The sequence below is a fragment of the Promicromonospora sp. AC04 genome (genome assembly GCF_003058225.1).
GTDB lineage: Bacteria > Actinomycetota > Actinomycetes > Actinomycetales > Cellulomonadaceae > Promicromonospora.
Map to the genome: position 1 here is coordinate 389,153 of NZ_QBUG01000002.1, position 19,710 is coordinate 408,862.

The window sequence follows — 19,710 nt, forward strand, 5'->3', positions numbered from 1 at the left end:
CTATGCCCGACGACGGAGCCAGACCCACCTCTTTTGTTGTGGGCGCGACCGTTGCGCCTATGACGGACACGTTGTCGCAACGGTCACGCCCACAACCAAGACCGCAGGTCAGCCCCGTACCAGCCGCATCGGCGTGTGCGGGATGCCGTCCTCCAGGAACTCGTCGCCGTCCGCCGCGAACCCGTGCTTGCCGTACCAGCGCGTCAGCGGTGACTGGGCGTCGAGCAGGACGTCGCGGTCGTCACCCGCGTCGTCGACGTACTTCAGCGCCGCGCGCATGATCTCGTCGGACAGGCCCTTGCCCCGCGCCCCCTTGACCAGGGCCACGCGGCCGATGCGCCAGACGTCGCCGTCGTCGAGCACGCGTGCGGTGCCGAGCACGCGGGTCCCGCCGTCGGACACGGAGTCGGGCGCCGCCTCCCCGAGCATCACCAGCTGCATGGTGGTGGGCTCGAGGTCGCGCCCGTCGAGGTCCTCGTAAGGGCAGTCCTGCTCGACGACGAACACGTCCTGGCGCAGCTTCCAGACCCCATAGGCGATGGTGACGTCGAGCTGGGCGAGCGGGGTGGTAATGATCTGCACGGGGTAGATGCTCTCACCCGACCGGCAGGTGCCGCTTCCACCAGTCGAGGATCACCTCGAAGCGCTGCTGCCGGTGCCGCGGGCGCCCGGACCGGGACAGCTCGTGGTTCTCCCCCGGGAAGACCACCAGCTCCGTCTCGACGCCGTGCTGCTTGAGCGTCGAGTAGTAGCGCTCCGCCTGGGACAGCGGGCAGCGCAGGTCCAGCTCGGAGTGCAGCACGAGCGTGGGCGTGGTCACCTGCCCGGCGACGGCCTGCGGCGACTGCGCGACCACCCGCTCCGGCTTCTCGCCCACGTACTCCAGGCCGAAGAACGAGCCGATGTCGCTGGTCCCGAAGAACGCGTCCGGGTCGAGGAACCCGCGCTCCACTATCGCGCCGGCGAACCGGTGGTCGTGCGCGATGGTCCAGGCCGTGAGGTACCCGCCGTACGAGCCGCCCAGAACGCCCACGCGGGACCCGTCCAGCCGTCCGTCCGCGGCGACCGCCCCGTCCAGGAAGTCCAGCACGTCGTTCAGGTCGACGGTGCCCATGGCCTGCCGGATCGTCCGGCCGTGCGCCTGCCCGTAACCGGCCGAGCCGCGCGGGTTGCAGTACACGACGGCATACCCGGCGTCGACCAGCACCTGCGTCTCGTCGAACAGCCCCACGTCGTAGGACGCGTAGGGGCCGCCGTGGATCATCAGGAGGGTCGGGTGCGTGCCGGTGCCCTCGGGCACCGCGACCCAGCCGTGCACGGGATACCCGTCGCGCCCGGTCACGGTCAGCTCGGTGGGGGTGACGACGCCGGCCGCACGCAGCGGCGCGGAGAAGTCCGTCCGACGCCGCGGCTCGCCGCCCCCGGCACCGGTCAGGTCCACGACCGCCAGCTCGCCGTAGCTGCCCGGGTCCCCGTACGCGACGGCGACCGTGCCACCCCCGACGTCGAACCCCGATACGACGACGTCGCCGCTGGTCAGCTGGGTTGTGACCCCGTCGTCGGCGATCCGGACCAGCTGCTGGGTGCCCCGGCTCGCGAGGGCGAGCAGCACGCCGCCGTCCGCCAGCGGCAGGGGTTCACCGCCGAGCTCCTGCGTCTCGGGGTCCGTGAGCCGACGCGGCTCGGGGTCGGCCCATGCGGACACCACGTACAGCGCGGCGTTGCGGGCCACGAAGTCCTTGCCCTCGGGGCCGAGGTCCTGCGCGAGCACGTACAGCTCCCCGCCCGGACCGAACGCGATCGCCTGCGGGCCGAGCTCGCCGAGCTCGACCTCGGAACCGCCGCCGGCCGCACCGGCACCCAGCGGCAGCACACGCAGGATGCTGCGGAACGCCTGCCCCGCGCCCTGCTCGCGCTCGGCGAGCACGGCGATCGAGCCGCCGTCGGGCGTGAAGGCGATGCCGCTGTGGTCGACGTCGTCAGTGGTCACCCGCCGCGGCTCCGGCACCGTGGGCCGGGGCTCGGCCGGGCCCTGCGCGGTCGGGACGGGCTGGACCACGGGCTCGGCGTCGACCTCGGGCACGTCGACGAGGAACGCGTGCTGCGGGCGGTCGCGGTGGTAGCCCAGGCCGTTGCGCGTCCAGCTCCACTCGGTGATGCGGCGCGGCCCCTCCGCGCCGGGCGCGATGCCCTCCACCGAGCCGTACCGGCCCGGCGCGGGCTCGCGGCTCAGGAACGCGAGGCGCTTGCCGTCGGGCGACCAGCGGAAGTCGGTCACGCCGAGCTTGCGGTCCGTCACCTGCACGGCCTCGCCGCCGTCGGTCGGCAGCACCCAGAGCTGCGCGGCGGCCTGCGGCTCCGCCCGCAGGAAGGCGACCAGGGCGCCGTCGGGAGAGAAGCGCGGCTCGGTGTCGCGGAAGCCGCGGGTGATCCGGCGGGGCGTGTCCCCGGTCGAGCCTGCGCCGCCGGCCGAGCCGGCCGAGCCGGCCGAGCCGGCCGAGCCCGTCGAGACCAGGGGCACCCGCCAGAGCTGGCCCACTGCGGCGTCGGCGTCGAGGTCGGGGCGGGTCACGGCCACGACTGCCCAGGTTCCGTCCGGGTGGACGGCGGGCCGGGAGACGGTGCGGATCAGGGGGAGGTCGGCTGCCTGCATGAGCCGGACATTACCCTTGCCACCATGTCCGAAACACAAGAGTCCGACGCCTCGGCGAGCGCTCCCGCGGCCTGGGGCGAGCCGCGCACCCGCGAGCTGACCTGGTACGACCCCATGCAGATCGCGGCCCAGGTCCCGCTGATGTCCGGCATCGAGTTCCTCGGCCAGATCCGGGACGGCGTCCTTCCCCCGCCGCCGATCACCGAGCACTTCGGCCTCGACATCGTCGACGTGGAGGAGGGCCGCGTCACGTTCACGTGCACGCCGGACGAGTCCGCGTACAACCCGATCGGCACGGTGCACGGCGGCGTCGTGTGCACGCTGCTGGACACGGTGTGCGGCTGCGCCATGCAGTCGGTGCTGCCCCAGGGCAAGGGCTACACGTCGGTCGAGATCAAGGTGAGCTACCTCAAGGCCGTGCGCGGCGACGGCGGCGCGCTCACCGCCGAGGGCACGGTGACCAAGGCCGGTTCCCGCGTCGGGTTCACCGAGGGCGTGGTGCGGGACGCGAGCGGCGCAGTGGTGGCCACGGCGTCGAGCACGCTGCTGGTGTTCGACCTCCCGGCCCCGCGCGTGTGAGAGGAAGGTCCGCTTCCAGCTCACACACCTCAGGTGAGGAAGAGGCCAACCACCCAGGCGCCCGCGGCGATCAATGAGCCCGCAAGCTGAACGCCGATCGTGATCAGGGTCGCCTGGACGGCCGCCTTGGTGGCGCCCCAGGCCGCCGACACGTCCCTGCGGCGCGCCCACTCCAGCAGGAAGATCGCGGCGACGAAGAACAGGAACAGGCCGATCACGGGGACCACGAAGAACCCGATGATGCCCGCGATGCCGCCGACGGCGAGCGTCAGCACCGGCACCTCGGCCTTGCGCATGTGCTTGCCGGCCAGGATCCACTGGGCGACCTCGGCGACCGCTATCGCGACAGCGGCGATGCTGAACACGACCCACGCCTCGACCCCGCCGGTAAAGATTGCCCACACGAGAATGCCACCCAGCACGAGCACCGCGCCCGGCAACACCTGAACGACGATGCCGACCAGTCCAGCCAGGATTGCCACACCGACGAGTACTTCTGCCCAAACGTCCACGGCCGAACCTTAGCGGTCGCGCGGCGGCTGCTCGATCAAACCCGGCTGCTCGATCAAAACGGACAGAGCGAAACATGTCTACCCTGCTCGGCATGACGCGTGAAGTGGCCGGCTACCTGGCCCGACTCGGCCTCGACGAGCGGCCTCCGGCGACCATCGCGACCATGTTCGAGATCCACCGGCGGCATGCCGAGCGGATCCCGTACGAGAACCTGCACACCATGCTCGGTAGCCCGCCGGCCATCGACGCGGAGGCGACGCTGGTCCGGGTGGCGGCGGGCGGAAACGCCGGCTACTGCTTCCACCACAACGGGATCATGACCGTGGCGCTGCGGGCACTCGGCTACGACGTCGTGCCCGCGTGGGGACACAACTGGGACACCGACGCCGAGCGGCGGGACGTGCACGTCGGGCATCTGGCGCTGTACGTCCGGGGGCTCCCCACCGACGACAACCCCGACGGCCTCTGGTGGCCCGACGTCGGCTGCGGTGACGGCCTCCACGAACCGCTCCCGCTGATCGCGGGCGAGCACCGGCAGGGCCCGTTCACCTATCGGCTCGAGCTGCGCGACGGCGGCTGGACGTTCCACCACGACGCCAAGGGCAGCTTCGGTGCCGTGGACCTCTTCGACGAGGAGCTGACGCCGGAGCAGGAGACGGCCGCGCACCGCCGTCTCACCCATCCGGCCAGCGGGGCGTATGCCCGCAAGCTGGTCGTCCAGCGACGCCTGCCCGACGCCGCGGAGACCCTGCGAGGCTGCCTGTTCACCCGGACCGGGTCGCGCACGGAGAAGGTCGAGCTGACGGCGTATGACGACTGGCGGGACGCACTCCGGACGCTGGGTGTCGCACTGCAAGGCATTGACGACGTCGCGCTGCGCGGCCTGTTCGTCCGCAGCCTGGCCGCCCACCGGGAGTGGATGGCGACCAGGTAGCGGTGAGGCGCGTCAGCCGTCAGGCGATCAGTTCCAGAACACCGCGACCAGGATGTTCACCAGGGTCAGGCCCAGCACGGAACCCTTGAGGCCCGGGGACACGTCCTCGCCCTTGCGGACGGCGAGCACGGCCAGCACGGCCACGGCGAGCGCGATGACCAGCTTGACGCCGATCTTCGCCATCGACGGACCGCCGTCGTCCCAGAGGCCGCCCATCTCCGCGATGCCGACCATGATCACGCCGGCGACCACGGCGCCCATAGCGCCGTGCGAGACGCCCTTGTACAGGGCCTTGGTGCGCATCGACGCGATCGAGCCGCCGAACACGAGGGCCCAGCTCGCGAAGTGCAGGAACACGAAGACGTTGTAGAGAAACTCCATGCCCGGCAGCCTATCCGCGGCGGGGGTTCGCAGACCCCGAAAAACGCGCGTCCGACGCGGTAGTGACATGTGCCACGAGGCATTGAACAGCTTCCCATGAGGTCGGCAGTTGGCATCGAGATCGGTCCAGGCCTGTGCCGATCTCGATGCCAACGGCCGACCTCGAGGGGGGCTGCAGGGCAACCTGCTGGGCGCGGCATGCGAGAGCTGGACAACGGCGCTCGTCGCCAATTCCTACTGGTTTGGTCGGGAAATACATAGGCAACATCGATGTGGCCGATAGACATCCACTATGTGGACGACCTCTTCCGCGCTCTATCAGCGGCGGTTAACGTCGTCGCCATGACCAAGGCAGCGCGCATCCTCCTCGTGACCACTCGTCACGAGATGCGAATGTGTGCCATGCCGACACGTGCCTGCGACGGCTGTCGCAGCTGTCAGCTCTGACGCGCTCCTTCGCCCCTGCAAGGTCAGCGCGCGCCGCCGGCCCGAAGCGCTGAGTCCCTGGTCATCCACGGGAACCGGCCTCCTGCGCCCGTACGACGCGCACAACTCCCCCAGCTAGCTCCACGCCCGCGCGCCCCGCACGAACAGGACCCCGCCCATGGTGAGCACGGCCCCCACCCCGCCCGAGACCCAAGCACCAGCCCGTCGCACACCCACGACGTCGAAGCGGCCCGCCCGCCCGAACGGCCAGTGGAAGGTCGACGGCACCGCCCCGCTGAACCACAACGAGGAGTTCAAGCAGGAGTCCGACCCGCTGGCCGTGCGCGACCGCATCGAGCAGGTCTACGCCAAGGAGGGCTTCTCCTCCATCACCGACGACGACCTGCACGGCCGGTTCCGCTGGTGGGGCCTGTACACGCAGCGCAAGCCCGGGATCGACGGCGGCAAGACCGCCACGCTGGAGCCGCACGAGCTCGAGGACGAGTTCTTCATGCTGCGGGTCCGGATCGACGGCGGAGCGCTGAGCACCGAGCAGCTGCGCACCATCGCGGGCATCAGCACCGAGTTCGGCCGGGGGTCGGCGGACATCACCGACCGGCAGAACATCCAGCTGCACTGGATCGAGGTCGGGGCGGTGCCGGAGATCTGGCGCCGGCTGGAGTCCGTCGGGCTGAGCACCACGGAGGCCTGCGGCGACGTCCCGCGCGTCATCCTCGGCAGCCCGGTGGCGGGCGTCGCGAAGGACGAGCTGATCGACCCGACGCCGGTGATCGAGGAGATCCAGGAGCGGTTCATCGGGGACCCGGCGCTGGCGAACCTGCCGCGCAAGTTCAAGTCGGCCATCACGGGCCACCCGAGCCTGGACGTGGTGCACCAGATCAACGACATCTCGTTCGTCGGCGTCGACCACCCGGAGCTGGGGATCGGCTACGACGTCTGGGTGGGCGGCGGGCTGTCCACGGCGCCGCGCCTCGCGGAGCGGCTGGGCGTGTTCGTCACGGCCGCGGAGGCGCCCGACGTCTGGCACGGTGTGATCCGCATCTTCCGCGACTACGGCTACCGCCGGCTGCGCAACAAGGCGCGCCTGAAGTTCCTGCTCGCCGACTGGGGTGTCGAGAAGTTCCGCCAGGTCCTGGAGGAGGAGTACCTGGGCCGCAAGCTGCCCGACGGCGTCGCGCCGCCGTCGCCCACCGAGCTGGGCCCGGACGAGCGTGGTGACCACGTGGGGATCCACGAGCAGCACGACGGCCTCTTCTACATCGGCGCCGCGCCCACCGTGGGCCGCGTCTCGGGCGAGACGCTCGCGAAGCTCGCGGACCTCGCCGAGGCGCACGGCAGCCGCCGCGTCCGCCTGACGCCGCAGCAGAAGCTGCTGGTCCTGGACGTCCCGAAGGACGAGGTGGAGCCGCTCGTCGCCGGCCTGGACGAGCTCGGCCTGCAGGCCCGGCCGAGCATCTTCCGCCGGAACACGATCGCCTGCACCGGCATCGAGTACTGCAAGCTCGCGATCGTCGAGACCAAGGCGACGTCGGCAGCGGCGATCACGCAGCTCGAGGAGCGGCTGGGGGACCTGAACAACCTCAAGCCCCTGAGCCTGCACGTCAACGGCTGCCCCAACTCGTGCGCGCGCATCCAGACGGCCGACATCGGCCTCAAGGGCCAGCTCGTGATGGACGACGACGGCAACCAGGTGCCCGGCTTCCAGGTGCACCTCGGCGGCGGCCTCACGGCTCCGGACCGGGACGACGCCGGGCTCGGGCGCACGGTGCGCGGGCTCAAGGTGACCGCCGACGGGATCGGCGACTACGTGGAGCGGGTCGTGCGCCGGTACGACGCGGACCACGACGGTGAAGAGACGTTCGCCCAGTGGGCACACCGCGCCGACGAGGAGGCTCTGCGATGACCGCTCTGTCCGAAGCTCCGACGTCCTCTCTTTCGCTCTCCGGGCCGGGCCAGGGGGTGAACCCGCGCCTGGCGCGGGTGCGCGCCCGCGCCGCCGCCCGCGAGAGCATCCGTGCCATGCGTCCGGCCGCCCGGGCCAAGCGCCGCCGTCGGACCGCCGAGGAGCTGCGCGCCGTGGTGGAGCGCGGGCAGGCGCAGCTCAACGCGTCGTCCGAGAGCCCCGAGGCGGACGCCCACGCCGTCATCGCGTGGGCCGTGCGCGAGTTCGGGCCGTACCTGGCGGTGGCCTCCTCGATGCAGGACACCGTCCTGTCGCACCTCGTGTCCGAGCAGTTCCCGTTCGTGGACGTCCTGTTCGGCGACACCGGCTACCACTTCGCGGAGACGCTCGGCACGCGTGGCGCTGTCGAGATCGAGCTCGACGTGAACGTCGTGGACGTGCGCCCTGAGCTGACCGTGGCCGAGCAGGACGCCAAGTACGGGCCGAAGCTGCACGACCGCGACCCCGAGGCATGCTGCGCGATGCGCAAGGTCGCGCCCATGAAGAAGGCGCTGGAGGGCTACGAGGCGTGGGCCACCGGCGTGCGCCGCGAGGAGACGGCGGCGCGCGCCAACGCGCCGCTCGTGAGCTGGGACGAGCGCAACGGCGTGGTGAAGATCAACCCGATCGCCGCGTGGACCGATGATCAGGTCGCGGAGTACGCCGGCCGGCACGGCCTCGTGGTGAACCCGCTGCTCGCCGACGGCTACCCGTCGGTCGGCTGCGAGCCGTGCACCGCGCGGCCGCTGCCGGGCGAGGACGCGCGCTCGGGCCGCTGGGCCGGGCTCGACAAGGACGAGTGCGGCCTCCATGTCTGACGCCGAACGGGTTGGCCTGGACTGGCAGGTCGGGCGAGACGGCCGGAGCGGCGAGGTCCGCTTCGACCAAGCGCTTACGCATGCTTTCGGGCCGCAGAGCATGCGTAAGTGCTTGCTGGAAGCGGACCTTCGTTCGCCGACGGCGGCGCTGACCGGGAGGGCGGGCTCATGACCCACGAGATCTACCCGCTGGGGCTCAAGGTTGCCGGGAGACTCGTCGTCGTGGTCGGCGGCGGGCCCGTCGCCGCGCGCCGTGTCCGGTCGCTCGTCGAGGCGGGCGCGCGGGTGCGCGTCGTCGCGCCGCACTCTGCCCTCGCCGAGCATGGGATCTCCGTCGCGTCCGAGACCCTCGGGCCCTCGGATGAACCGCAGCCGGCGAGCGTGCAGTGGGTCCGGCGCGAGTACCGGACGGGAGACCTCGAGGGTGCGTGGCTCGCGCACACCGCGACGGGTTCGGCCGAGGCGGACCGCCAGGTGGCCGACGACGCCGAGCGCTCCCGGATCTTCTGCGTCAGCGCTGGTGACGCGACCGTGGGCACCGCGTGGGTCCCTGCGGTAGCGCGCACCCCTTTGACCGACGGCGGCGAGGTGACCGTCTCGGTGACCGCCGGCCGGGATCCGCGCCGCGCGCAGGCAATCCGGGACGCCGTCGCGGCCCAGCTCCAGTCGGGCGCCCTGCCGCTGCGCCGACACCGCGAGTTAGAGCGTCCCCTCGGCCGCGTCTGGCTCGTCGGCGGCGGCCCCGGCGACCCGGGGCTCATCACGGCCCGCGGCCGCGCGGTCCTGGCACAGGCCGACGTCGTGATCGTGGACCGGCTCGGCCCGCGCGCCCTGCTCGAAGAGCTCGCGCCCGAGGTCGAGGTCATCGACGTCGGCAAGACCAGCGGCAACCACCCGGTGCCGCAGCACGAGATCAACGCGCTGCTGATCCAGCACGCCCAGGCGGGGCGCGACGTCGTGCGCCTCAAGGGCGGCGACCCGTACGTGCTCGGCCGCGGCGGCGAGGAGCTCGCGGCCTGCCGCGTGGCTGGCATCGAGGTCGAGGTAGTGCCGGGCGTGACCAGCGCTGTGTCCGTTCCGGCGGCAGTGGGCATCCCGGTGACCCACCGCGGCGTCGCGCGCGGCTTCAGCGTCCTGACCGGGCACGACGGCGCCGCTGAGGTGCCGGGTGGGCCTGACCACACGCTCGTGCTGCTCATGGGCGTCACCCACCTGGCCGATGCGGCCGAGGCCCTCATCACGGACGACCGCCCCGCCGACACCCCGGCCGCCGTGGTGGAGGACGGCTACGGCACCGGCCAGCGCGTCACCGTAGGCACGCTTGCAACCATCGCGGAGCACGCCGCCGAAGTCGGAGTCCGACCGCCCGCGGTGATCGTGGTCGGCGCGGTAGTCCGCCTCTCGCCCGCCTGGGCCCAACAAGCTCGTTGAGTGCTGGGTAGTCCGCCGGCGCGAAGGCCACCAACCTGGCGGACAACCCAGCACTCAACGTATTTCCTCGGAACCGGCACGGCGCGCTACCTCGGCCAGAACAACAAAGCGATCGCCGCTCCCGCAAATAATGCACCGGCAACTGTCCACGTGACTGAGAGCCGAATCGCCAGCTCTCGTGGAGTGCCACTCCACGCGTTTGAACTCCGGTAGTACCGCGGCATGGTGTCGAAATACCTCTGGTAACGCTCGCCCCAATCGTCCGGGCGCCGAAGTCCCAGCACCCCGACCAGGACCAGCGCTGAGCCGACGACAAGCGGGATCAGATTCATATTGGACGCCCTCACCAGTGGATAAACTTGCCGACCGAGCAGCCGACCGAACTCGCGGCCAGCTACCCAGCAACAGCGCCGACGGAGCCCCCGCCCAACCCCGGCTCAAAGAAGCCGACGAGCCACCGCCCACCGCGTCAGCTCGTACCGCGACGACAGCTGCAGCTTCCGCAGCACCGCGGACACGTGGGTCTCCACGGTCTTGATCGAGATGAACAGCTCGCTCGCGACCTCCCGGTACGAATACCCGCGCGCGATGAGCCGCATGACCTCCTGCTCGCGCTTCGAGAGGCGGTCGAGCTCGTCGTCGGCCACGGCTATGTCGTTCGCGGACGCGCCGAACGCGTCCAGCACGAACCCGGCCAGCCGCGGCGAGAAGACGGCGTCGCCCCCGGCCACCTGCACCACCGCCGACGACAGCTCCGACGGCGCGATGTTCTTCGTGACGTAGCCGCGCGCCCCGGCCCGGATCACGGAGACGACGTCCTCCGCGGCGTCGGACACGGAGAGAGCGAGGAACCGCACGCCCTCGCCCAGCAGGTCGGCGCAGCGCTGCACAACCTCCGCGCCACCGCCGCCGTTGCCGCCGGGCAGGTGCACGTCGAGCAGCACCACGGGCGGGCGGTGCTCGTGCACCTGCGCCACCGCGGTGTCGACATCGGACGCCTCGCCCACCACCGTCACCCGGTCGTCCAGGGAGGCGCGCACGCCCGTGCGGAACAGATGGTGGTCGTCCACGAGCACCACGGGTACCGGGAGGGAAACCATCCCGCCGCCCGACGCCGTCGCCTGGGTAGTCATCTTGTCGCGCCTTCCGCTGTGGTGGGCACAGCGCTGGGAGCCGTAGCGGCCCGCGCCCTGCCGTTCTTGTCGTTCTTCTTCTCGCCGTTCGCCGACGTCTTCTCCAGCGGCATCCGGAGCCGGACCTCGGTGCCCCAGCCCTCGCGGCTGACGACCTCGGCGGTGCCGCCGCGCCGGCGGACCCGGCCGAGGATCGACTCCCGGACGCCGAACCGGTCCAGCGCGATCTCGTCGAGGTCGAACCCGTCGCCCCGGTCGCGGACGAACACCTCGGCCACCGCGTCGGTGACCTCGAGGTAGACCGAGACCGGCGGCCGCCCGTGCTTGAAGGCGTTGAGCAGGGCCTCGCGCGCGGCCTGCAGCAGCGCGGCCGTGTACTCGGTGGGCGGGCAGTCGCCCACCACCACCGTCTCGACGGTGAGCGGCGCGACGGCGTCCTCGATCTCGGCGACCAGCTCCTTCAGCTCGGCAGCCACCGACGTGCCGGGCTCGCGCCGGTCGTCGTACAGCCATCCGCGCAGCTCCCGCTCCTGGGCGCGGGCCATGCGCGACACGGCCTCCGGGTCGGAGGCCTGCGCACGGATCAGGGCGAGGGTCTGGAGCACCGAGTCGTGCAGGTGGGCGGCGATGTCGGCGCGCTCGGACTCGCGGGCGCGGGCGGCGCGCTCGTCGCCGAGCTGCCGCACGAGCCGGATCCACCACGGCACGGACACCAGCACCACGCCGGCGACCATGGCCACCGACGCGACGGTGGCCTGCATCAGCACGCTCACGGGGGTGTCCTGGCCCACGAGCATCAGGACGCCGAGCATGGTGAGCACGACGCCGCCGGCGAGCCGCAGCAGCGCCGTCCGCGACCGCAGGCCGGTGCCAGTGCCACCCACCCACCGGTCCCGCTCGGTCGCGTCGATCTGGCTCCACGCCAGAGCCACGCCGCCGAGCCCGATGAGCGCCGGAAGCACCCACGACGCCACCGGGTCCCAGTCGGCGCGGATCGCGACCAGGAGCGCCGCGCTCGACAGCAGCACCACGCCGATCCAGATGTCCCGCACCGCGAGCCGCGACACCGGCCCGGACAGCCGCATGCGCTCGGCGAGCGATGCGGCGGACCGCGCCTCCGCGGCATCGGGTTCGGCACCTGGGGTCAGGCGCGGGGCGAGCCGACGGCGTTCGGTGGGCACGACGTCGGGCACGGAGGGGACGCCGGCGGGGATCGTCACCCACCAGAAGACGTAGGCCACCAGGCCGGCCCCCGCGAACCCGGTGAGCACCATGAACACGATCCGGACCACCCACACGGGCAGGCCCGTGTGCGCTGCCAGGCCGGCGGCCACGCCGGCCACCCAGCGGCCGCTGTAACCCGGTCCGGCCTTGCCGGGCCGGCGGAGGGTGAGTCGTTGGTTCACCCCCTGATCGTCACATGTCCGAAGGCCCCTGAACACGCCTAGGGGCGGATCTCAGGGTCTCGCGCCGGGGTAACCAGGGTCGGTTCAGGGCAGGTCCCGATGCCGGATGCGCCGCCGGGCGACCAGCATGGATGTCATGAGCACCGACGAGACGCGTCCCGAGGACGCCACGAGTGAGCCGGGCGGCCCGGCGGACGCCGGGTCGGTCGGCCCGGACGCCAGTTATGCCGGCCCGTCAGTAGAACCGGCAGCCAACCCAGCAGTTGACCCAGCGGCCGGCCCGACGGTCGACCCTGCACCTGTCGCCCCCGGGCAGCGCCCCTACCCGGAGTCCGGCTTCTTCGCCTCGATCCGCCGCGGCCTGTTCCCGCGTTCCGACCAGCGCTGGGTGGGCGGCGTCGCCGGCGGCCTCGCCGAGCGGATCGGCTGGGACCCGCTGCTGGTGCGCGGCCTGCTGATCGTGAGCTTCTTCCTCGGCGGGCTCGGCCTGATCCTGTACGGCGTCGGCTGGGCGCTGCTCCCCGAGCGCGACGGCCGCATCCACCTGCAGGAGGCGATGCGCGGCAACTTCGACGTCGCGATGCTCGGCGCGGTGGCCGTGCTCCTCAGCGGCTTCGCCTGGGGCGGCCCGCTGGGCTGGTGGGACGACGGCGACGGCTGGGGCTGGCTCTCCGTCTTCTTCTGGCTGGCCGTCCTCGGTGTGCTGCTCTACCTGATCGTCCAGGGCGTGCAGCGCCAGCGCGACAACAACGCGACCAGGCAGCAGGGCGCCGTCGCAGGCAGCCCCGGCACGCCCCCGGCAGGCACCTCGACCGGCACGCCGGTGCCCGGTACCCCCGCGCCCGGCGCCACGTCCGGGACCGGCACGCCCGCACCGTTCACCCCCGCACCGCCGGTCGATTATCCCCGGCGGACCGACGGCCTGGTCTACGCGACCGGCGCCGGCCCCGCGCCGTACCGGCAGCCGCAGCCGCAGTACCGGCCCGGCCCGGTCCACCCCCCGCAGCCCGTCTACACCGCGCCCCCGCGCCCCCGGGTCTCGCGTGGCCCCGGCGGCGCCGCCGTCGGCATCACGCTCGGCGTGATCCTGCTGGCGGGAGCCCTGCTCCTGGCCGCCCACCGCCTGAACAGCGGGAGCTACCTGCCCGACGGCGTCGAGTTCATGGCGGCATGGCTGGGCATCGGGACCGTCGTGCTCGGCTTCGCGATCCTCGTGTCGGGCCTGCGCGGCCGCACCAGCGGCGTGCTCGGGTTCTTCGCGATCGTCGCCCTGCTGTTCGGCTTCGGGTACGTGGTCGTCGCGGACAGCGTCGACGCGCGTTGGGTGGACGACGCCGTCGTGAGCGGCCGCGAGATCGAGGGCCTCGTGACCGACAACAACAACCCGGACGCGGCGGCCATCACCGAGGGCACGATCACCGTGAACACCATCCGCGAGGCGGAGGACGGCTTCTACGTCCGCTGGGGCGACCCGACCATCGATCTGTCGGAGCTCAACCTGTCCAAGGTCGAGCCCGGCGATCCCGTCGTGGTGCCCATCCAGCTCGGGGCCGGCTCGACCGTCGTGATCGTCCCCGAGGACGTGCCGGTCGAGGCGAACGCCTACCTCGCCGCCGGAACCGTCCAGTGGAACGTCGACGACCAGGACCGCTCCGCGAGCGGCGTCGGCTCCGACGACTACTTCGCGAGCGACGAAGTCGGCGACGACGGCGCCGTGCTCAGCCTCCAGATCGAGGCCGGCGCGGGCGAGGTCGTCGTGTCCGAGACCACCTCAGGGAGCACGCCATGACCGAGAACAAGAACGACCGCGAGAACCAGAGCGAGATCCCCGGCCGGCCCGAGGGCCAGGACACGAGCGAAGACATGGACCACAAGACTACAGAAGACCCCGACACCACCGAGGTGCTGCCTGCTCAGGCCACCCCGCCCACGCAGAAGATCGCGCTGGACGCCACCCCGCAGACGCCGGAGAGCCCGGCGCCCGAGGGCGAGGTGCACCCCGCCTACGGCGTCGCCGCGGCACGGGTCGAGGCGGAGGCTGAGGCAGCCACCGTCCACGACGCCCCCGCGGCGGACGACACCGACCTGCTCGCCCCGTTGCGCGACCCGGTGCCCCAGGTGCCGGCCACGCCCGCGGCGACCACTCCGGCGTCGGGCAGCGGGCCGGATCCGGCCCAGCCCACGCTGACGCAGCCTGCTCAGCCTGCTCAGCCCGGCCAGCAGGCGACCCAGGTCGCCCCCAAGCGCGGCCCGCGTGTAGGGACGGCGGTGTGGGGCCTGATCGTGATCGCGGTCGGGCTGGGGATCCTGGCGATCGCGGCCGGCGTGGTGTTCGACCTGGGCGCCGCCCTGATCGTGCTGCTGGGCGCGGCGGGCGTGATCCTCGTCGTCGGCTCGGTGGTCTCCAGCTTCAAGCGACGCTAGGGCGTCCCGCCCAGCTTCCGCAGTGCGCCCCCGATCACTGCCAGGACGATCCCGAGCCCGATCACCAGGGCGCAGATCCCGAACGCGACCACCGAGGTGAAGAGCGACGCCCGCAGGAAGGACGCGTTCATCACGGTGTCGCGGACGGGATCGTCCTGTTCCAGCTCGGCGTAGGTGGCCCCGCCGGACGCCTCGAGGGCATGGTGGTTGATGATGTCCGCCTGCGCGTAGGCCGTGAGCGGGCCCTGCACCTGCTGACCTGCGAAGACCCCGCCCAGGAAGGTGGAGTCGTCGGAGACCGTGATGTTCTCGGCCGAGAGCTGGCTCGCCACGAGGATCCACACGGCGATCCCGGCCAGGATCATGACGATCCCGGCGACGATCGAGAACGAACCGGCGCCCTTGACGCCTTTGACAGGGACGTTCGTGTAGTCGGTCATGCATCCACGCTAAGTTCGCATCGGCCGCACCGCGCGGCGTGACCCCGAGCGGGGCGGCCGCCGGTGCGAGGATGACCAGCGTGCGCATCACCCACGTGTCGGACACTTACCTGCCGCTGCTCGGCGGGATCGAGGCCCAGGTAAGCCGCCTCGCCGCCCAGCAGGTCGCGGCAGGGCACGACGTCGAGGTCATCACCACCACCCCTGCCGCCCCCGGCGTGCGCGGGGTGAGCACGGCCGTCGAGGACGGCGTCACCGTGCACCGCATCGCCGCGCGCGTCCCAGGTGGCTGGCCGATCCACCCGCGTTCCACCGCCCACGTGACCCGCCACCTCCGGGAGGCGATCGCCCGGGGCGAGCGGCCCGACGTCGTGCACCTGCACATGGGTGTGCTCGCCCCCACCGTGCAGGGCGCGCTGCGGCCCGTGACCCGGCTGGGGCTGCCGGCGGTGCTGACCGTGCACAGCGTGTGGAACGGGGCATGGCGGCTGTTCGCGGCGGCCGACGCCGTCGCGGGGTGGTCGCGCTGGCCCGTGCGCTGGTCGGCGGTGAGCGAGCTGACCGCGGCGCCGTTGCGCCGGCTCGTGCGCACCCCGGCCGGCGGGGCCGACGTCGCGATCCTGCCCAACGGCCTCGACCTGGATGCCTGGCGGGTGCCGCGCACCGAACGGGGAGCGCGGCCCGAGGGCTCGGCCGTGCACGTCGTGGCGGCCGCGCGCTTCGCGCCGCGCAAGCGGATGCTGCCGCTGCTCGCGGCGACCGCCGCTGCCGTCGCCGAGCTCCCGGACGGCGCGCTGTTCGTGACGTTGGCGGGCGACGGCCCACAGCGGACGGCGATGCGGCGGTTCATCGAGGAGCACGGGCTGCGCGACGTCGTCTCCCTGCCCGGGCGCCTCACCGCCACCGAGCTCAAGCGGCTCTACGCACGCGCCGACATCTTCGCCGCGCCGTCCCCCGACGAGGCCTTCGGCATCGCCGCGCTCGAGGCCCAGGCCGCAGGCCTCACCGTGATCGCCCACGCCGACTCGGGCGTGGCCGAGCGCGTGGTCGACAGCGCCACCGGCCTCCTGGTGCCAGACGACGACGCCCTGGCGCCGGCGCTCGTACGGCTCGTGACCGAACCCGGCCTGCTGGACGCGCTGCTGGCGCGAGCCGCTACCCCGCCGTCGGGCGTGGCGTGGCCGGAGGTCCTGGCCGCGACGGATCGTGCCTACGAGGAGGCGGCGGTGCTGGCCCGCGCGTAGACGACGGTTGCTAGGGCCTGTTTCGGAACTTCTCCCTCTTGGGCTGCTCTCCCGCGTTCTACTCGTTGCCGGTGCCGCGCACCAGTGCCAGACTGGCGATTGGCGTGGGTCTCTACAAGGAGGTGGAGAGGATGCGCGGCGGGCTCATCGGATCTCTGGCAGGTGCGGTCGTGACCGTCATGTGCGCGGCGGGACTGACGGCCGCGGCGGCTACACCCACGGCGGCGGGACGAGATCCCGATCGGCTGGATGCCTACACGGCGACCGTCGCTCCGTCCGAGATGGCGGCGATCGCCCAGGAGGGCTTCGACCTGAGCGGCCGGCGTCTCGTCGAGGGCGGGGTCGAGCTCGACCTCGTCCTGACCAAGGGGCAGGCCGCCCGGCTCGAGGCCCGGGGCGTCGACGTCGAGCTCACCCGTGTCAAGGGTGGCAAGACCGTCCGCCAGTTCGCGGCCCAACAGGCCGCCGACGGCTTCAGCGTCTGGCGCTCGTTCGACGAGACCGGCGGCATCCGTGACCAGCTCTACGCCGCGGCCCGCAGGAACCCCCAGCTGGTGAAGCTCGAGGTCCTCGGCCACACCGAACAGGGTCGCGAGATCATCGCGGTCAAGCTGACCCAGGGCGCTCGCGAGGTACCGGACGGTGCGCGGCCGGCGGCCCTCTACAGCTCGACCCAGCACGCGCGGGAATGGATCTCCACCGAGGTCAACCGGCGGCTGATGAACCACTACATCGACGGGTGGCGGGCCAACGACCGGGAGATCCGCAAGCTCCTGCAGACGACCGAGCTCTGGTTCGTCCTCGTGGCCAACCCCGACGGCTACCAGTACACGTTCGAGCACGAGCGGCTGTGGCGGAAGAACCTCCGCGACAACAACGGAGACGGGCAGACCCAGGTCGGCGACGGCGTCGACCCCAACCGCAACTTCCCCAGCCACTGGGGCTACGACGAGGAGGGGTCGTCCTCGATCCAGTCCAGCGACACCTACCGAGGCCCGGCGCCGCTGTCGGAGCCGGAGACCCGGGCGATGGTCGGGCTTCTCGACCGGATCGGGTTCGCGTTCCAGGTCAACTGGCACTCGGCCGGCCAGTGGCTGCTCTACGCCGAGGGCTGGCAGACCGGCACACCGACCGCGGATGACCCGATCTACTACGCGATGTCCGGCAACCTGGACGACCCGGCGATCGACGAGTTCCATCCGGGTCTGAGCTCGGACGTTCTGTATGTCACCAACGGTGAGACCACCGACTACGCGCACGCGGCGACCGGCGCCTTGGCGTGGACACCGGAGCTGTCCGAGGGCTGCGACGGCTGCGGCTTCGTGTTCCCTGACGACCCGGCGCTGGTGGAAGCGGAGTTCCAGCGCAACCTCCCGTTCGCGCACTCGGTGGCCCGCTCGGCGGTCGACCCCGACGACCCGAAGACTGTCACCGGGATCCAGACCGAGCCGTTCTACATCGAGAGCGACGACCCCTACAAGCGCGGCAATCCGGGAGTCCACCTGAGCTTCGCCAGGTCGTACGGCGACCCGCAGCCCGTTGCGGTGATCGCCAAGCGCAGCCTCGGCGCTGTCGAGGTGAAGTACCGCATCAACGGCGGGGCCACGCAGTCGGCGCCCACATCGGAGTGGGACGGCGGGTCGACGTACGACCCGGCGTCGGTCTACTACCGCCAGATGCGCGGCGTCGTGACCGGCACCGACCCGGGCGATTCGGTCGAGGTCTGGTTCGAGGGCGGCGGTCAGCGGAGTGATTCGTTCACCTACCAGGCCGTGTCCGAGAACGGTCACCGCACGCTCGTGGTGGCGGCCGAGGACTACACCGGGGCCTCTCCGGCGCAGGATCCGGCGGGCCCGCACTTCGCGGACCAGTACGTCGATGCCCTGGCCGCCAACGGCCAGGAGGCCGACGTCTACGACATCGACGCCGCCGGGCGGATCGCCCCGGATGCCCTCGGAGTGCTCAGCCACTACGACGCGGTGATCTGGGAGACCGGCAACGACCTGGTGACCCGCACCGCCGGGCGCGGTGGCGGCAACGTGGACCGGCTGGCGATCGACGAGCTGCTGGAGTTCCGCTCGTACCTGAACGAGGGAGGCAAGGTGCTCCTCGCAGGCGACTCCGCCGGCCAGCAGTACTCCAATGCCGCCATCAGCAGCCAGTTGTACGACCCCAAGGGCGAGATCGCCTGCAACCCGCTTCCGGCGGGTACGGACCCGCGGCGCTGCCTGCCCTCGTTCGGCTCGTTTTTCGGTGGCGACGGCACCAACGACGTTCTGCAGTACTACCTGGGCGGGTACGTCGCCGTGGCCAATGACGGTCACGTCGATGGCGTCGCGTTCGACTCGGTGGGCGTCGACGACCCGTTCACGGGCCTCGAGTGGGGCCTCGACGATCCCGACTTCGCAGGTAACCCGTTGCGTAGGTCGTCGTTCCTCGCCACCAGCGGAATCCTTCCGGTCGACCAGTACAAGCAGTTCGAGAGCTGGCCGTCGGCGCGGTACGACAAGCCGGGCGGGCCGTTCGACCCACACACCGGCGAGCAGTACGTCTACTCGCAGATCGCTGACGTCTCCTACAAGCGGCTCACGCGCGAGATCGCCGTGCCGGCAGCCGGTGGGCCGCTGACGTTCTGGACGTCGTACGACACCGAGGCGGCATGGGACCACCTGTTCGTGGAGGCGCGCACGCCTGGCGGGGACAACTGGACGACACTGCCGGACGCCAACGGGCACACGACGACAGCGACCGGCGACAGCTGCGCCGCGGGGTGGGTCACGCTGCACCCGCAGCTCGCGTACTACCAGACCTGGGACGGCGTCGAAACGTGCACCGCGACCGGTACCACCGGGGCCTGGAACGCCGCGAGCGGCAACTCCGGCGGCTGGCAGGAGTGGAGCGTCGACCTCTCGGCATACGCCGGCGAAACCGTCGAGATCTCCATCGCCTACGCCAGCGACTGGGGGGTACAGGGCATCGGCGTCTTCCTCGACGACATCACGCTCCCCGACGGAACCAGCACCTCGTTCGAGACCGGCCTGGACGGCTGGACGATCGCTGGACCGCCTGAGGGCAGCGCACCCAACGTCAACACCTTCACCCGGACCGACGCCTCGGGCTTCCCGGTCGGCAACGCGATCTCCACGCCGCACTCGCTGCTGCTGGGGTTCGGACTGGAGGGCGTCACGACCGACGCCGAACGCAACGCGGTGATGGAACGGGCGCTCGACCATCTGCTGGAGTAGGAGGAGTCAGACCTGTACGTGGCCGCTGAAGCGAGGGCTTCCCAGGGCATGATCCTTTCTAGAACTTGAACATTCTGGAACGCGGAGGTTCTGCGGGTCAGAGTGTCGCGCCGGCCAGTT

General features: G+C 71.7%; 16 protein-coding genes. 9 read left to right on the plus strand and 7 right to left on the minus strand.

Annotated elements, in window-relative coordinates; translation table 11 throughout:
• Positions 1–108: 108 nt before the first annotated feature.
• Entirely contained in the window at positions 109–582 is a 474-nt protein-coding gene (locus tag C8K30_RS07220; protein ID WP_108492209.1) for a GNAT family N-acetyltransferase, read from the minus strand.
• 13 nt (positions 583–595) lie between these two features.
• A complete protein-coding gene (locus C8K30_RS07225) occupies positions 596–2,653 on the minus strand; it encodes a S9 family peptidase (protein WP_108492210.1) in 2,058 nt (685 codons plus the stop codon).
• Between the two features lie 24 nt (positions 2,654–2,677).
• On the opposite strand from C8K30_RS07225, the gene C8K30_RS07230 reads away from it, so the two are divergent.
• Positions 2,678–3,232, plus strand: a complete 555-nt coding sequence (locus tag C8K30_RS07230) for a PaaI family thioesterase (protein ID WP_108492572.1) — start codon at positions 2,678–2,680, stop codon at positions 3,230–3,232.
• 29 nt (positions 3,233–3,261) lie between these two features.
• Here the strand turns inward: C8K30_RS07230 and C8K30_RS07235 are convergent, their stop codons facing one another.
• Positions 3,262–3,744: a DUF456 domain-containing protein gene (locus C8K30_RS07235; protein WP_108492211.1), complete on the minus strand. Its 483-nt coding sequence runs from the start codon at positions 3,742–3,744 to the stop codon at positions 3,262–3,264.
• A 92-nt stretch (positions 3,745–3,836) separates the two neighbouring features.
• Here C8K30_RS07235 and C8K30_RS07240 point away from each other — a divergent pair, with 92 nt between their 5' ends.
• The gene (locus tag C8K30_RS07240) at positions 3,837–4,679 is read left to right on the plus strand and encodes an arylamine N-acetyltransferase (RefSeq protein ID WP_158280954.1); all 843 of its coding nucleotides are present in this window, start codon (positions 3,837–3,839) and stop codon (positions 4,677–4,679) included.
• Positions 4,680–4,706: 27 nt separating this feature from the next.
• Here C8K30_RS07240 and C8K30_RS07245 read toward each other — a convergent pair whose 3' ends face one another.
• Complete coding sequence (locus tag C8K30_RS07245; RefSeq protein WP_108492213.1) at positions 4,707–5,060, minus strand: hypothetical protein; 354 nt, start codon at positions 5,058–5,060, stop codon at positions 4,707–4,709.
• Positions 5,061–5,664: 604 nt separating this feature from the next.
• On the opposite strand from C8K30_RS07245, the gene C8K30_RS07250 reads away from it, so the two are divergent.
• From C8K30_RS07250 to cobA, 3 genes are all read left to right on the plus strand, one after another.
• Positions 5,665–7,410: a nitrite/sulfite reductase gene (locus tag C8K30_RS07250; protein WP_108492214.1), complete on the plus strand. Its 1,746-nt coding sequence runs from the start codon at positions 5,665–5,667 to the stop codon at positions 7,408–7,410.
• Complete coding sequence (locus C8K30_RS07255) at positions 7,407–8,267, plus strand: phosphoadenylyl-sulfate reductase (protein WP_108492215.1); 861 nt, start codon at positions 7,407–7,409, stop codon at positions 8,265–8,267. Before C8K30_RS07250 ends, C8K30_RS07255 begins: the two co-directional genes overlap by 4 nt.
• A 168-nt stretch (positions 8,268–8,435) precedes the next feature.
• Positions 8,436–9,698 (plus strand): uroporphyrinogen-III C-methyltransferase, encoded by a 1,263-nt coding sequence (gene cobA / locus C8K30_RS07265; protein ID WP_108492217.1) that lies wholly within the window; start codon positions 8,436–8,438, stop codon positions 9,696–9,698.
• Between the two features lie 437 nt (positions 9,699–10,135).
• On the opposite strand, the gene C8K30_RS07270 is transcribed toward cobA, so the two are convergent.
• Together C8K30_RS07270 and C8K30_RS07275 are read right to left on the minus strand one after the other, a co-directional pair.
• Entirely contained in the window at positions 10,136–10,831 is a 696-nt protein-coding gene (locus C8K30_RS07270) for a response regulator transcription factor (protein WP_108492218.1), read from the minus strand.
• The gene (locus C8K30_RS07275; RefSeq protein WP_108492219.1) at positions 10,828–12,237 is read right to left on the minus strand and encodes an ATP-binding protein; all 1,410 of its coding nucleotides are present in this window, start codon (positions 12,235–12,237) and stop codon (positions 10,828–10,830) included. Before C8K30_RS07275 ends, C8K30_RS07270 begins: the two co-directional genes overlap by 4 nt.
• A gap of 136 nt (positions 12,238–12,373) precedes the next feature.
• On the opposite strand from C8K30_RS07275, the gene C8K30_RS07280 reads away from it, so the two are divergent.
• Together C8K30_RS07280 and C8K30_RS07285 are read left to right on the plus strand one after the other, a co-directional pair.
• Positions 12,374–14,026, plus strand: a complete 1,653-nt coding sequence (locus tag C8K30_RS07280; protein WP_158280955.1) for a PspC domain-containing protein — start codon at positions 12,374–12,376, stop codon at positions 14,024–14,026.
• Positions 14,023–14,661, plus strand: coding sequence for a DUF308 domain-containing protein (locus tag C8K30_RS07285; RefSeq protein WP_108492221.1), 639 nt, complete (start codon positions 14,023–14,025; stop codon positions 14,659–14,661). Before C8K30_RS07280 ends, C8K30_RS07285 begins: the two co-directional genes overlap by 4 nt.
• Here the strand turns inward: C8K30_RS07285 and C8K30_RS07290 are convergent.
• A complete protein-coding gene (locus tag C8K30_RS07290) occupies positions 14,658–15,101 on the minus strand; it encodes an aromatic ring-opening dioxygenase LigA (protein ID WP_108492222.1) in 444 nt (147 codons plus the stop codon). The two genes, C8K30_RS07285 and C8K30_RS07290, sit on opposite strands and share 4 nt — an antisense overlap.
• 80 nt (positions 15,102–15,181) lie before the next feature.
• Here C8K30_RS07290 and C8K30_RS07295 point away from each other — a divergent pair, with 80 nt between their 5' ends.
• Both C8K30_RS07295 and C8K30_RS07300 read left to right on the plus strand, forming a co-directional pair.
• Positions 15,182–16,345 carry a glycosyltransferase family 4 protein gene (locus C8K30_RS07295; protein ID WP_108492573.1) on the plus strand — a complete coding sequence of 388 codons (1,164 nt, stop codon included), beginning with the start codon at positions 15,182–15,184 and terminating at the stop codon, positions 16,343–16,345.
• Between the two features lie 104 nt (positions 16,346–16,449).
• The gene (locus C8K30_RS07300; RefSeq protein WP_199230389.1) at positions 16,450–19,590 is read left to right on the plus strand and encodes a M14 family metallopeptidase; all 3,141 of its coding nucleotides are present in this window, start codon (positions 16,450–16,452) and stop codon (positions 19,588–19,590) included.
• The last annotated feature ends 120 nt before the right edge of the window (positions 19,591–19,710 follow it).

Coding starts and splice junctions, on each gene's coding strand:
- cobA (WP_108492217.1), top strand. CDS start 8,436: ATGACCCACGAGATCTACCCGCTGGGGCTCAAGGTTGCCGGGAGACTC.
- C8K30_RS07270 (WP_108492218.1), bottom strand. CDS start 10,831: ATGACTACCCAGGCGACGGCGTCGGGCGGCGGGATGGTTTCCCTCCCG.
- C8K30_RS07240 (WP_158280954.1), top strand. CDS start 3,837: ATGACGCGTGAAGTGGCCGGCTACCTGGCCCGACTCGGCCTCGACGAG.
- C8K30_RS07255 (WP_108492215.1), top strand. CDS start 7,407: ATGACCGCTCTGTCCGAAGCTCCGACGTCCTCTCTTTCGCTCTCCGGG.
- C8K30_RS07230 (WP_108492572.1), top strand. CDS start 2,678: ATGTCCGAAACACAAGAGTCCGACGCCTCGGCGAGCGCTCCCGCGGCC.
- C8K30_RS07290 (WP_108492222.1), bottom strand. CDS start 15,101: ATGACCGACTACACGAACGTCCCTGTCAAAGGCGTCAAGGGCGCCGGT.
- C8K30_RS07245 (WP_108492213.1), bottom strand. CDS start 5,060: ATGGAGTTTCTCTACAACGTCTTCGTGTTCCTGCACTTCGCGAGCTGG.
- C8K30_RS07225 (WP_108492210.1), bottom strand. CDS start 2,653: ATGCAGGCAGCCGACCTCCCCCTGATCCGCACCGTCTCCCGGCCCGCC.
- C8K30_RS07285 (WP_108492221.1), top strand. CDS start 14,023: ATGACCGAGAACAAGAACGACCGCGAGAACCAGAGCGAGATCCCCGGC.
- C8K30_RS07250 (WP_108492214.1), top strand. CDS start 5,665: ATGGTGAGCACGGCCCCCACCCCGCCCGAGACCCAAGCACCAGCCCGT.
- C8K30_RS07280 (WP_158280955.1), top strand. CDS start 12,374: ATGAGCACCGACGAGACGCGTCCCGAGGACGCCACGAGTGAGCCGGGC.